The sequence below is a fragment of the Massilia pseudoviolaceinigra genome (assembly GCF_030846505.1).
GTDB lineage: Bacteria > Pseudomonadota > Gammaproteobacteria > Burkholderiales > Burkholderiaceae_D > Telluria_A > Telluria_A violaceinigra.
Genome location: NZ_JAVCWL010000002.1, coordinates 191,890 through 203,991, shown reverse-complemented (window position 1 = coordinate 203,991; position 12,102 = coordinate 191,890). Strand labels below are relative to the sequence as shown.

Here is a 12,102-nt window from a genome sequence, read left to right as displayed (position 1 = left end):
CCCGATAGTGTGCCCGAAAAATCGCGTGCTCAGGTGAAAGATGAACGGCTGGACATCGTCGGGCCGGGAGCGGATCGGCGCCAGGCCATGTCGATATTTTTTCCACAACGCTCGTGAAACAGCCTCATGGAGCATGCTAACCCCTTGAATTCACACCGAATAAAATTTATGGCACGAAATATGCGGAGACCGGCCTGCGTGTATTTACAACGATAACAGGAGACGTTCATGAATCGTTTCGCTACAGAATTTCGCGCAATGCCGATCTCTTCGGGTCAATTCCCGGCCAGCCAGCACGGCCTGCGGGCCGCGCTCGCCAAAGCGCGGGTGCTGTGTATGCTGGCACTGCTGCCGAGCTTGACATCGGCCTTCGGACCCAAAACGCCTATCTGGATCGGGCAACAACTGCTGGAACATCTTCAGGCTTCCTGCCGCGCCACGATCAAAGGCATATCGGTGTCTATCAACGCCGCCGAGCCGGTAACGTTGACGCCGTGCGTCAGCCTCGATCATGCTGGCATCGGTGGCAAATGCTTCGCCCTGGACCAGCCATGCACAACCTGCGTTCGAACCGGATTCCATAGCAGTACCCAATGATCAGCATGCACGCCATGAGTTCGGGATCAATCGACGGCCGACCAGTATGGCTATATGAATCGGCCAGGGACAGCCGAAATTCGCTCAGGTCGAGGTACCGGTTCACTGCTCTGAGCAGATAGTCTTCGGGAACATATTCCTCCGGACTGAGCACAACAAAATGGCTCTCGCTTCGTTGCCTGACGCCCCATCGTCTCAGCCTCCTCCTTTGAGGCCTGTTTGACGGTGATAAGCAGTTAACATCGCGAGCTCGAGTGGACTTTTTCAACGCAATAGGCCAAAAGCGGACTTTGAACTCGTACCCACAGAACACCTGGGTCAGTTTTCGGTCAGCGCGAGAGCTTATAAGTGAGTCAATTTTCGGTCGGCGTCAATAGCATGCACGTTAAAGCTGCGCCGGTACTGCGCTGGAGACTGTCCCGTGAGGCGTTTGAACAGTGTGCTAAAGGTAGCGACATCCAGATAGCCGACGCGCTCCGTTATTTGCGCCAGACTGAGGGTCCCCGATTCCAGCAAACGCTTAGCCATGTTGATGCGTTCGCCCTGCAGGTACTGCAGCGGTGTCTGCCCAGTCTCCACTTTCAGACGGCGCAACATGGTACGGGCACTGACATGGAACGCGGCTGACAGCAAGGAGAGGTCGTATGGTTTGGACTGGTTTGCGCTGAGCCACCTGTGCACATTGTCGGAAAAGCGTCCGGATGGTGCGGCGGTCATGCCAGTGTCGATGTATGCCGCCTGGCTGGCCCGCAGGTTTAGCAGCGCCGTGCGCTCTACTGCCCGCGCCTCCTTCGGCGTTGCAGCCTGACGAATAAGCCGCACCGCCAGATCGAAGGTGGCGGTGAATGAGCCGGTCGTGATGACGCCGTCGTCCTCAACTACCATTGCAGCTACATCGACTCGCGCCAACGGAAAACGTCGTGCGAGGTCGGCAGCGAACATCCAGGATGTGGTTGCGCGGCGGCCGTCCAGGAGGCCCGCTTCGGCGAGCAGGAAGGCGCCGACGCACATTGACGCGACCGGAGCGCCGCGCGCGTGGGCCTGCGCTATGGCCTTCACTTCGCCCGCCAATTTTTCGTGTGGACGGGTGCAGCCATCGCGGTCGCTAATGTCCATTCCCGGTATCACGAGCAGGTTCTGCGAGCTGCGCAACTTTTGGGTGCCTATACCGACGCCACCGGCCGCCAGAATGGTGCCTCTGGCGACGCTAGTGACACGAACTTCAAACAATGGCTCGGCGGCGGCGCCCCGCATCGCTGCCGCGATACGATTTGCAAGCAGCAGTGTGTCGCAAAGCCCAAAGACTTCCATCCCTATGCAGCCATCGTAGGCCAATACATCAATTTTCTTCACAGTCATTTGGCCATATTGCCATATTTTTCAGCGATATGGCCAATTCTCGCGTTACCGCCAGGGGCGGATAATGTTTTTGCTGGTGGCGTAAGCCCCCCATCCTGAAAGGAATTGCAATGCGAATCACTCACCTGCGAAATGCCACGATCATTATCCATGTCGGCCCATACAACATTCTGGTCGACCCGATGCTGGCGCGAAAGGATGCACTGCCGCCGTTGCGCCTCTTCGCGCGCAAACGCTTGCGTAACCCGACCGTGGAACTGCCCTCCAACGCCAGCAAGGCGCTGGAAGGCGTGACACACTGCTTAATAACGCATTGCCAGAAAGGGCATTTCGACCACCTCGACCGTGCTGCAAAGCATTGGCTGCGCGAGCGCAAGATTCCAGTGATCTGCACTCCCCATGATGTTGAGCATCTTCGCAAGCGTGGCTTGACTGTTCTGCCATTACCTGAGAATCACTCGGAGCCGCAACCGTTTCTCGACGGCGTGATCCGAACTGTTCGCTGTACCCACGGCCTTGGCTTGGTGGGCGCAGTAATGGAACATGGGGTTGGCTTTTTCATAGAAATGCCAGGCGAGCCGAGCCTGTATTTGTCCGGTGATACGGTCCTGACCGATGAGGTCCGCAATTTCGTGCGACGCCACCAACCAGAGGTTTGCGTGATTCCTGCCGGCGGAGCGCATTTCGATCTTGGCGGTGACATCATCATGGGAGCGGACGAGGTCGTTGAATTCATGCGAATCGCCAAAGGGCGCGTTGTAGCAAACCACATGGGAGCGTTGAGCCACTGCCCGGTGCAGCACGATGACCTGCGACAAGCGGCCGTGGAATCGGGCATGAAGGACCGCTTGTCCATCCCGCGGGACGGCGAGACTATGCAGTTCGAAAAAATTCGGGCAGCGGCGTAGCAGTTCAACCAGAGCCAGCAAGCGTTCCACAATCCAGATTGTCATGCGTCGCTTGGAGAGCAGTTCGTTAGTGGCTGGCTTGCGCATCACTGATTTATCGCACTCAATGAAAGGCTACGGCACTTCGCAGCCAGGTTCGTTTACGAAATCAAATTGAGCAGCGTGACGAAAATAGATGGCGTATCACAAAGCTCGATGGCAAAAGCGGATGTGCGCTTGTTCCAACTGCATCTGGTTGATCAAGGCTTCACGTCGAACACCCTGAACGTGACGATCACCGGACTGGCGTTTTTCTTTGAAGTCACCGTCCACCATCCCGAACTGATGGCCGGGATATTTACATTTGTCGGTGCAAGGCACCCGACCAGGAACCGTGTCATGTCCGTCGCCGCGCCGGCTCGCAGCGCGTGCTGGCCAACCACTGGCGCCGCGAGCAGATCGAGCGGGCCTACCTGGACGCGCTGCCCCGGCTTCACCAGGAAAAGTACGGGACCGGCATTCGTTTGAACAGTGCTGGCGAGTGCCAACCTCCCTTCAACATGCGATTGCGAACGAGGCACGCATAGGCTTTTGCATCTGGAACAGTCGCGCGGCGATGACGCCGTTGATTACAGAAGCGGCAAGCAGCCCGGATATTTTCCGCCCGATTGGTGCCACCTTCGCATTTGGCTATGCAATGTTCCGCTGTGCGTTGGAACCAAGCCGCCTCGCGCCTGCTGAGGTTATAACGAGCAGCGAAAGCTGAAGGATTGTCGAGCCACATCGGCCAGCCGCAATAACAACAGTGACCTGCTTGAATTCGAAACGCGCGTGCGCGCGCAGCCTTGACGGCTTTGATTTTGTCGGGCATCGTTTTTTCCTGAGTCGTGAAAGGGGGTGATCCCGGTTGCGCTTTGCGTCCTCCGGGCACCGCCGACTCAGTCAAACGGCCAAACAAGCTGATCTCCGATCAGCCCGTTTCGATTGTTGCTCAAGTATTGAAAAACTTCAAGTATTTCAACCAGCAACAGATACGCGTTAATTACGCGCCAGGGACATACGCCTCAAGAAACTCGGACGGCATGCGGCGCACCCGGCCGCTGCTTATTTCAATGCACACCAGATCCCGTCGCCCACGCAGGACAGTCACACCATCGCTGTCCCTGATCAATTGAAAACGGCGCCCCATCGCGATCTTGCCATCGCCACCGGTCAGCCAGGTGGCCGGGGTCAGGGACTCACGAGAACGGTGGGAAGCAGGTAGTCATACTGGCCGCGCCGGATCGCCAGCGCCCGGTCCAGGCGGCGGTAATCGTCCAGGTTCAAACCAAGCTTGTGCGAATGCGCCCAGCCGATCTGTTCGCACCATTGAACATACACGGCATTGTTGGTGTGATTGAGCCCGTCGATACCCCCTGGCTGCGGCGTGATCGTCTGCACAAACGGATTTACATGGTCCCAGTCCAAAACAGTCCCTTTTCACTAGATTTGTGCGATTGCAGGCGTCATCCGACAGCATTTTATTTACCAGGCCCCCGCATGCGCAACCGGCCTCTCGACATACACACGGGTTTCCAAACGCCCGCATCATTGCGTGTTCCCGCTCTCACCCGAAGCGCGCCTGTTAGTCGCTCGGCACCACGCCCAGTTGCGCGGCACAGGCGCGGCGCAGATTGGACTCGTTGCCGAAGCCGCTTTGGCTGGCGGCGCGCTTGACTGGCATGCCGGGGCGTGCGAGCAAGCCGCACGCGGCCTCCATGCGCAGCAGCAGCTGCGCCGGCCACAGGCCGGCCGCCTGGCGCAGCCGGCGGTGCAGGGACCGTAACGACAGCGCACAAGCGGCCCCCATCTGCTGGGACGGATGCCAAAAAGGTCCGTGAAAAAGGCGCACTTCGTCCGACATGCATGAGCCTCCCACCTAATGCCAGGTCTCTTCTCTTCTCATCCCGCCGAAACTCGACGCCGATCCGCCGCGCGCTGAGCTCCAGGCTTTTCCAGCAGTTCAATTCCTGCTTACCCTCGTCGGATTTCGACGGCACTGTGCCAGCATCGAGTCCCCACCGCTCCAAATCGGCACAGCACTTTTCGGTCCACTTAGTACCAGCGAACAACTGGCGCCGCCTACCTATACAACTTGATAGCTACGTTCACAAAGAGGTATATGTAAAGTCGTGTTGCCTTTGCAATTAGGCAAGAATTCCGGATGGGCAACAGCACGTTGTCGTGTGGATCCGGGATGACGGCGATGAGAAACACGCAGGTGAATTCGCAACGGAAACTCGTTCTTCAGCATCATCCGCTTGCCACAGAAGCGGCGGGCCCTTGGCCCGGCAACAGAAAACACGCTAAGCAAAATCGACCATTCGTCAACCACGCCGGTTGTCGACGGACGCACTTCATCCCATAGCCGGTCTCGTCCGGCAAGCGGGCTGCACGCTGCGCCTTTCGATATGCCGCAACACGGCGGGCGCACCTTGGTTACCGGTTCTTGATTAACTAAAAGGATTCTGGATGACAAATTATTCTGACATTTGCATAGTTGGCGCAGGCATAGGGGGCCTCCGTTGTGCCACCCAATTGATCAACGCCGCCGCCGGCAAGAATTTACGGATCAGGGTGTTCGACATGGATACGACGGTGGGCGGGCGCATCCAGTCGCATAAAGTAGACGAGGAGGAAATCGCCGAACTCGGCGCCGCCCGCTACTCGCCGCAACTTCATCCGCATTTCGAGCAACTCATGCAGGAATGCGGGCTGGCGCATGCGACCTACCCTTTCACCCAGGTGGTGTCGCTCGATCAGGCACAGGAGAAACTGAAGGCAACTCTGCTGAGCCTGAGTGCGATGCTGAAAGAACATCCAAACGATTCCTTCCTTGACTTCGTCAGCCAGTACCTGGGCGCCGCCGAAGCGACCCGCATGATCAAGGCGACCGGTTATGACGCCTTGCTGTTGCCGGTGGTCTCGGCAGCGATGGCCTACGACATCATCAAAAAGCACCCGGAAACACAAAGCTTCACCGAAAACGCCGCCAACGAGTGGCGCTATGCCACCGACGGCTACAGCGAGCTGCTGCATCAGTTGCAGCGCCAGGCACAGGACGCCGGCGTGGACTTCAGGCTGGGGCACCGTTTGCTGTCGGTTGAAAAGTGCGGCGCCGACCATGTCCTCGCCTTCCGCCATATGGGCGATACCCAGTTGCACCGTGCGCGCCATGTGATCATGACCCTCCCGCCGACCGCCATGAAACGCCTGAACGTGGATTTTCCGGCCGCCTTCAGTCCCTTCCAGTACGATTCCCTGCCTTTGTTCAAAGGATTCCTGACCTTCGAAACAGCCTGGTGGGATGCGCTCGGACTGACCGACAAAGTGCTGATGGCCGATAATCCTCTACGCAAGATCTACTTCAAGGGCGACAAATACCTGGTGTTCTACACCGACAGCGCCAGCGCCACCTATTGGCGGGAGTACCTGGAGCAAGGGGAAGACGTTTACCTGGACCGGGTCCGCCACCACCTGAAAGAAGTGCTGCCGCTCAACGGTCAGCCGCTGCCGCAAATCAAGGCGCATTTCTACAAGCACTGGCCGCATGGCGTCGAGTTCAGCCTGGAGCCGGAAGCCGCGCATCCGGCAACCCTGCTCCACCGCGACGGCATCATCTCCTGTTCGGATGCGTATACCTCGCATTGCGGCTGGATGGAAGGCAGCTTGATCAGCGCCGGGCACGCTACCCGCCTGTTGCTGGAACGGCTCAGCCATCCGGAAGTACAAGCCGGCGACGACGTGACACTGGCAACCTCCCTGACTGAGCGCGCATGAGCATTCTTGACTTCCCCCGCTTTCATTTTCGGGGATTTGCCCGCGCTAATGTGCCGACCGCCAACCGCAATACGCACGGCCATATCGATATCGCGACGAACGCGGTATCGATCGCGGGTGAACCATTCGACCTGAGCCGCCCGCCGTCGGAATTCCATCAGCACATGAAACAGCTTGCCCCCAGGTTCGATGCGGCGGGCAAGCCGGATCGGGAAGGCATCTTCAGCGAGGCGGCCGGCTACAATTTTTGCGGCAACAATCACTTTTCGTGGGAAAACGCCAGGATCACCGGCGTCCAGCTGCGCGATGGCGAGGTCGATACCGAGGACGCCCTGGTGGGCGCCAAGCTGGCCCTGTGGGGACATTACAACGACTATCTGCGCACCACGGTCAACCGCGCCAGATGGGTCGACAACAACCCCGCCGAGCCGGACACCACCCTCATTTACGCGGGCCAGTTCACGCTCAGCGGCAAGCAAGCCACGCCCAACACAGCGAGCCTGTTCAGTGCCGATATCGGGCAGGCGCATTCGGTACGCTGGGTCGGCAGCGGCCATATCAGCGAGCGCAGCGGGCATTTTCTCGATGATGATTTCGGCCGTTCCAGGCTGTTCCAGTTTTCCGTGGCGAAGCAGGATCCGCATTTCCTCTTCAATCCGGACACACCGCTGCCGGCCAGCATGCGCGCCTTGCAAGAGGCACTGGCCGACGAGGATGTGCTGGGGCTGACGGTCCAGTATGCGCTGTTCAATATGTCGACGCCGCAGAAACCCGACTCGCCGGTGTTCTACGACCTGGCCGGCAGCATCGGCCTGTGGCGCCGCGACGAGCTGGCCACCTATCCGGCCGGCCGTTTGCTGCTGCCGCGCCAGAGCAGCCTGGGGCCGGTACTGGTGAAGGTGCATGCGGACCGGGTCTCGGTGAATATGCCGACGGCCATCCCGTTCACCACGCGCGAGTCCGGCGCAGTGTCCGAACAGCATCCTACCCATGCCCTGGGCGCCAAGCAGGCGCTGGGCGATCTCATGCTGCACGGCGCCTCGGGCAAGCTGATCGCCCGCATCCCGGAACAGCTGTACCTCGACTACTGGCGCCATCATGGTGTCTTCGACGTGCCGCTCCTGCACCCGGCCACGGCATCCGGTTCGCTCAGCCTGGCCAGCGCGCAGGCGCAGTGGGAGGAAGCCGACTGGGTGCTGCAGTCCGACAGCAACCATCTGTATCTGGAAGCGCCCAACCGGCACAAACAGCAGGACTTTCCGCAGACCATCACGGTACAAAGCCGCTTGCGCGGCGAGCTGGCGGCGCATCCGGCGCTGACGGCGCATCCGGCGCTGACGGCGCAGGCGCAGGATGGCGAGATCGTCGCCGTGCGCGTAGCGCCATCGGCGCTGGGAGTTGGCTACGCAAACCTGACCCTCACGGGCCGCCGTTCGGGCGCGACCCGCATCATGCTGGGCCAGGCCAAGGGGCAGCAGTTCATCGGCGCCCGGGTGCTGCCCGACGACTGGCATCTGGACGACATACCGGCCGAACAGGTCGATTACGCCTTCCTCTACCGGCACGTGATGAGCTACTACGAGCTGGTCTATCCCTTCATGTCGGACAAGGTGTTCAGCCTGGCGGACCACTGCAAGTGCGAAACCTATTCGCGCCTGATGTGGCAGATGTGCGATCCGCAGAACCGCGACAAGAGCTACTACATGCCGAGCACGCGCGAACTGTCGCTGCCGAAATCGCGCCTGTTCCTGAAATACCTGACCCAGGTCGAAGCGGCCGCCAGGTCCACGCTTCCTCAAGCGGTCGCACCGCATGTCATCGGCTGCAAGGCCGGGTTGATCGCCGAGCTGAAAAAGGCGATCGACCTGGAACTGTCGCTCATGCTGCAGTACCTGTACGCCGCGTATGCCATTCCCAACTATGCGCAGGGAGTGAAACTGGTCGAGGCCGGGCGCTGGCTGCCGGACGAGCTGGAGCTGGCCTGCGGCACCGAAGACCGGCGCCGCAACAGCGGAGCGCGTGGCGCCCTGCTCGAAATCGCCCATGAAGAAATGATTCACTACCTGATGGTCAACAATGTGCTGATGGCGCTCGGCGAGCCGTTCTACGCCGGCGCCCCGGCGCTCGGAGAGCAGGCGCGCCAGCGCTTCGGCCTGGACACGGAATTTGCCTTCGACCCTTTTTCCGAGCATGTGCTGGCCAGGTTCGTACGTTTCGAGTGGCCCGACTATCTTCCCACGCCCGGCAAATCGATCGCCACCTTCTATGCGGCGATCCGCCAGGCGGTGGCCGATCTGCCAGATCTGTTCGACGCCGACGGTGGCAAACGCGGCGGCGAACACCACCTGTTCCTCAAAGAGCTGACCAATCGCGCCTATCCCGCTTATCAGCTGGACGTTGGCGACCGCGACAGCGCGCTGTTCGCGATCGACTTCGTCACCGAACAGGGCGAAGGGGTGGCGGTCGAATCGCCCCATTTCGCCGTATCGCATTTCCAGCGGCTGCGCGCCCTGGCAGGCCGCTTTTCGGCACGCGAGAAACCGTTCGAACCGGCCGTGCCGGCGCTGAGAAACCCGGTACTCGACCCACGCGCCGACTGCACCGTGGTGACCGATCCCAAGGCGCGTTCGCTGATGCAGCTCTACCAGGGCTGCTATGAACTGACCTTCGCGCTGATGGCGCACCATTTCGCGCAAAAGCCGCTGGGCAGCCTGCGCCGCTCGCGCCTGATGAATGCCTCCATCGACATCATGACCGGCTTGCTGCGGCCCTTGTCGGCCGCGCTGATGAACATGCCGTCCGGCGTGCCCGGCCGCAACGCCGGACCGCCCGTGCCCGGGCCGGTCGACACCGCCATCAGCGGCGACTACGGCCTGGGATGCGAGACGCTGGCGCAGAAATGCCTGACGCTGGCGCAGTACGCGCGCAGCCTCGAGGCCGGGGTGGTGGGCACGGCGCAGATCGACATGTTGGAGTTCTTTAATCAGCAACTGACCGATTTATCTCGGGGAAAGATGTCAAGAGAGGCCTGAATGCACAAAATCATCATCGTGGGCGGCGGCCTGGCGGGCAGCCTGACCGCCACTTATCTGGCGCAACGCGGACATGAGGTCCACGTTATCGAAAAGCGCGGCGATCCGCTGCGGGCGGAGTCAGCCAACGCCGATCCGGTCAACTCGCGTGCCATTGGCGTGAGCATGACCGTGCGCGGCATCAAGGCGGTGCTGGCGGCCGGCATCAGCAAGGAGGAGCTCGATCAGTGCGGCGAACCGGTCGTCGGCATGGCATTTTCGGTCGGCGGCGGCCACAAGGTGCGCGAACTGACCCCGCTCGAAGGCTTGTTTCCATTGTCGCTGGACCGCACCGCGTTCCAGCGCCTGCTGAACAAATACGCCGTCATGCACAAAGTGAATTATTACTTCGAGCATAAATGCCTGGATCTGGACATGGACAAGAAAACCGTGCTGATCCAGGGCCCGGATGGCGCCTTGCAGCATTTGCAGGGCGACCTGATCATCGGCGCCGACGGCGCCCACTCCGCCGTGCGGCGCGCCATGCAAGCCGGCATGCGGCGCTTCCAGTTTGAGCAAACCTTCTTCCGCCACGGCTACAAGACCCTGGTACTGCCGAACGCCGCGGGACTGGGCTTCCGCAAGGACCTGCTGTATTTCTTCGGCATGGATTCCAAGGGCCAGTTCGCCGGCCGCGCAGCGACCATCCCGGACGGCAGCATCAGCTTCGCCCTCTGCCTGCCCTACACCGGCACGCCCAGCCTGGCCACGCGCGACCGCGCCGCCATGGGGGAGTTCTTCAGCCGCTACTTCGGCATCCTGCCGCCGGCCAGCCGCGAAGAGCTGGTCAACCAGTTCATCGCGCTGCCCAGCAACGACCTCATCAATGTCCGCTCCAGCACCTTCCATTACAAGAGCAATGTCCTGCTGATCGGCGATGCGGCGCATGCGACTGCCCCTTTCCTCGGTCAGGGCATGAACATGGCGCTCGAAGACGTTTACGTCTTCATCACCTTGCTGGAAAAGCATGGCGATGACCTGGGCCTGGTCTTGTCGGAATTTACGGGGCAACGCAAGGTACAGGCCGACGCCATGCAGGATATGGCGATCGCCAACTACGAAATGCTGAGCAACCCGAATTTTATTTTCTTCCTGCAGACCCGCTACACCCGCTACATGCACAAGAAATTTCCCAGTGTTTATCCGCCCGACATGGCGGAGAAGCTGTACTTCACATCGGTTCCCTACGATGTGCTGCAACAAATCCAGAAGAAGCAAAACGTTTGGTACAAACTTGGAAGGGTAAACTAATGAAAATTCTCGTCATCGGCGCCGGTCCGGCCGGACTGATCTTTGCAAGTCAAATGAAGCAAGCCCAACCCGCTTGGGATATCAGCGTTGCGGAAAAAAATACCCAGGAAGAAGTGCTGGGCTGGGGTGTGGTGCTGCCGGGACGCCCGCCGCGCCATCCCGCCAATCCGCTGTCTTACCTGACGCAGCCGGAACTGCTCAATCCGCAGTTCCTGGAAGAATTCAAGCTGGTGCACCACGACCAGCCGAACCTGATGAGCACCGGCGTCACGCTGTGCGGCGTTGGACGGCAAGTTCTGGTGCAGGCGCTGCGCGCCAAATGCGTGGCGGCCGGCATCACGGTCAGTTACGAGACGCCGCTGGCCAGCGTGGCGCAACTGGAAGCCGAATACGACCTGGTGGTGGTGTCGAATGGCATCAACCACAAATCGCTGGAATTGCCGCCAGCACTGGCGGCGCAGGTTGAATTCGGTAAGAACAAATACATCTGGTACGGCACCACCCAGCTGTTCGACCAGATGAACCTGGTGTTCCGCGAAAACAGCAACGGCGTGTTCGCCGGCCATGCCTACAAATACTCGGACACGATGAGTACCTTTATCGTCGAGTGCAGCGAAGAGACGTATGCCAAAGCCGAGCTGGAATTCCGTTCCGAGCGCGAGGCCGCCGCCTATATCGCCAAAACGTTCGCGCCAGAACTGGGCGAACACCGTCTGGTCAGCCAGCCGGGCCAGGGCTGGCGCAACTTCATGACCCTCAGCCGCGAGGTGGCCAGCGACGGCAAGTTCGTGCTGATCGGCGATGCCCTGCAATCGGGCCACTTCTCGATCGGCCATGGCACCACCATGGCGGTGGTGGTGGCCCAGCTGCTGGTGAAAACGCTCAGCGCCGAAGCCGACACGGCCGCGGCCCTGGCCAGCTTCAACGCCCGCGCGCTGCCACTGGTGCAACTGTTCAAGGAGCATGCCGACGCCAGCCGCCTGTGGTTCGAAACCGTGGGCGAGCGTGTCGGGCTGAGCAATGCGGAGCTGACCGCCAGCTTCGATGCCCGCCGCAACCACTTGCCGCCGCTGCAGGATGCGCTGATGGCCAGCCTCGGCTACGCCCTCGGTCGCTAA

At 60.4% G+C, this 12,102-nt stretch carries 11 protein-coding genes and 1 pseudogene; 7 read left to right on the top strand and 5 right to left on the bottom strand.

All coding sequences use genetic code 11. The features are described 5' to 3' along the window. Positions 1–228 precede the first annotated feature (228 nt). The gene (locus RBA40_RS33510) at positions 229–597 is read left to right on the top strand and encodes a hypothetical protein (protein WP_374710449.1); all 369 of its coding nucleotides are present in this window, start codon (positions 229–231) and stop codon (positions 595–597) included. On the opposite strand, the pseudogene RBA40_RS02885 reads toward RBA40_RS33510, so the two are convergent. Continuing rightward, positions 554–796 (bottom strand): annotated as a pseudogene (locus RBA40_RS02885) (transposase); the annotation flags it as partial. The gene RBA40_RS33510 and the pseudogene RBA40_RS02885 overlap by 44 nt on opposite strands. 143 nt (positions 797–939) lie before the next feature. Further along, positions 940–1,956, bottom strand: a complete 1,017-nt coding sequence (locus RBA40_RS02880) for a GlxA family transcriptional regulator (RefSeq protein ID WP_306645808.1) — start codon at positions 1,954–1,956, stop codon at positions 940–942. 110 nt (positions 1,957–2,066) lie between these two features. Between RBA40_RS02880 and RBA40_RS02875 the strand changes: the two genes are divergently transcribed. Both RBA40_RS02875 and RBA40_RS02870 read left to right on the top strand, forming a co-directional pair. Beyond that, entirely contained in the window at positions 2,067–2,864 is a 798-nt protein-coding gene (locus RBA40_RS02875; RefSeq protein WP_306645806.1) for an MBL fold metallo-hydrolase, read from the top strand. Positions 2,865–3,017: 153 nt separating this feature from the next. Then, positions 3,018–3,371, top strand: coding sequence for a hypothetical protein (locus tag RBA40_RS02870; protein ID WP_306645804.1), 354 nt, complete (start codon positions 3,018–3,020; stop codon positions 3,369–3,371). Here the strand turns inward: RBA40_RS02870 and RBA40_RS02865 are convergent. From RBA40_RS02865 to RBA40_RS02855, 3 genes are all read right to left on the bottom strand, one after another. Further along, on the bottom strand, positions 3,337–3,714 hold the full coding sequence (locus tag RBA40_RS02865) for an HNH endonuclease (RefSeq protein WP_306645801.1): 378 nt from the start codon (positions 3,712–3,714) through the stop codon (positions 3,337–3,339). The genes RBA40_RS02870 and RBA40_RS02865 overlap by 35 nt on opposite strands. A gap of 359 nt (positions 3,715–4,073) precedes the next feature. After that, complete coding sequence (locus RBA40_RS02860) at positions 4,074–4,310, bottom strand: acyl-CoA thioesterase (protein ID WP_306645799.1); 237 nt, start codon at positions 4,308–4,310, stop codon at positions 4,074–4,076. 157 nt (positions 4,311–4,467) lie between these two features. Next, the gene (locus tag RBA40_RS02855) at positions 4,468–4,746 is read right to left on the bottom strand and encodes a helix-turn-helix domain-containing protein (protein WP_306645797.1); all 279 of its coding nucleotides are present in this window, start codon (positions 4,744–4,746) and stop codon (positions 4,468–4,470) included. Between the two features lie 674 nt (positions 4,747–5,420). Here RBA40_RS02855 and vioA point away from each other — a divergent pair. From vioA to vioD, 4 genes are read left to right on the top strand one after another with little or no spacing between them, the layout of a single operon-like run. After that, positions 5,421–6,662: a flavin-dependent violacein biosynthesis tryptophan-2 monooxygenase VioA gene (gene vioA, locus RBA40_RS02850; RefSeq protein ID WP_306645795.1), complete on the top strand. Its 1,242-nt coding sequence runs from the start codon at positions 5,421–5,423 to the stop codon at positions 6,660–6,662. After that, on the top strand, positions 6,659–9,694 hold the full coding sequence (gene vioB, locus RBA40_RS02845) for an iminophenyl-pyruvate dimer synthase VioB (protein WP_306645793.1): 3,036 nt from the start codon (positions 6,659–6,661) through the stop codon (positions 9,692–9,694). Before vioA ends, vioB begins: the two co-directional genes overlap by 4 nt. After that, positions 9,695–10,984, top strand: coding sequence for an NADP-dependent violacein biosynthesis oxygenase VioC (gene vioC / locus RBA40_RS02840; protein ID WP_306645791.1), 1,290 nt, complete (start codon positions 9,695–9,697; stop codon positions 10,982–10,984). Then, on the top strand, positions 10,984–12,102 hold the full coding sequence (gene vioD / locus RBA40_RS02835) for a flavin-dependent violacein biosynthesis monooxygenase VioD (protein WP_306645789.1): 1,119 nt from the start codon (positions 10,984–10,986) through the stop codon (positions 12,100–12,102). The genes vioC and vioD overlap by 1 nt, the downstream gene beginning before the upstream one ends.

What these genes read in the sequence shown, in the direction of transcription:
- RBA40_RS33510 (WP_374710449.1), top strand. Translation starts at nt 229, where the DNA reads ATGAATCGTTTCGCTACAGAATTTCGCGCAATGCCGATCTCTTCGGGT.
- RBA40_RS02855 (WP_306645797.1), bottom strand. Translation starts at nt 4,746, where the DNA reads ATGTCGGACGAAGTGCGCCTTTTTCACGGACCTTTTTGGCATCCGTCC.
- RBA40_RS02880 (WP_306645808.1), bottom strand. Translation starts at nt 1,956, where the DNA reads ATGACTGTGAAGAAAATTGATGTATTGGCCTACGATGGCTGCATAGGG.
- RBA40_RS02865 (WP_306645801.1), bottom strand. Translation starts at nt 3,714, where the DNA reads ATGCCCGACAAAATCAAAGCCGTCAAGGCTGCGCGCGCACGCGCGTTT.
- RBA40_RS02875 (WP_306645806.1), top strand. Translation starts at nt 2,067, where the DNA reads ATGCGAATCACTCACCTGCGAAATGCCACGATCATTATCCATGTCGGC.
- vioD (WP_306645789.1), top strand. Translation starts at nt 10,984, where the DNA reads ATGAAAATTCTCGTCATCGGCGCCGGTCCGGCCGGACTGATCTTTGCA.
- vioB (WP_306645793.1), top strand. Translation starts at nt 6,659, where the DNA reads ATGAGCATTCTTGACTTCCCCCGCTTTCATTTTCGGGGATTTGCCCGC.
- vioC (WP_306645791.1), top strand. Translation starts at nt 9,695, where the DNA reads ATGCACAAAATCATCATCGTGGGCGGCGGCCTGGCGGGCAGCCTGACC.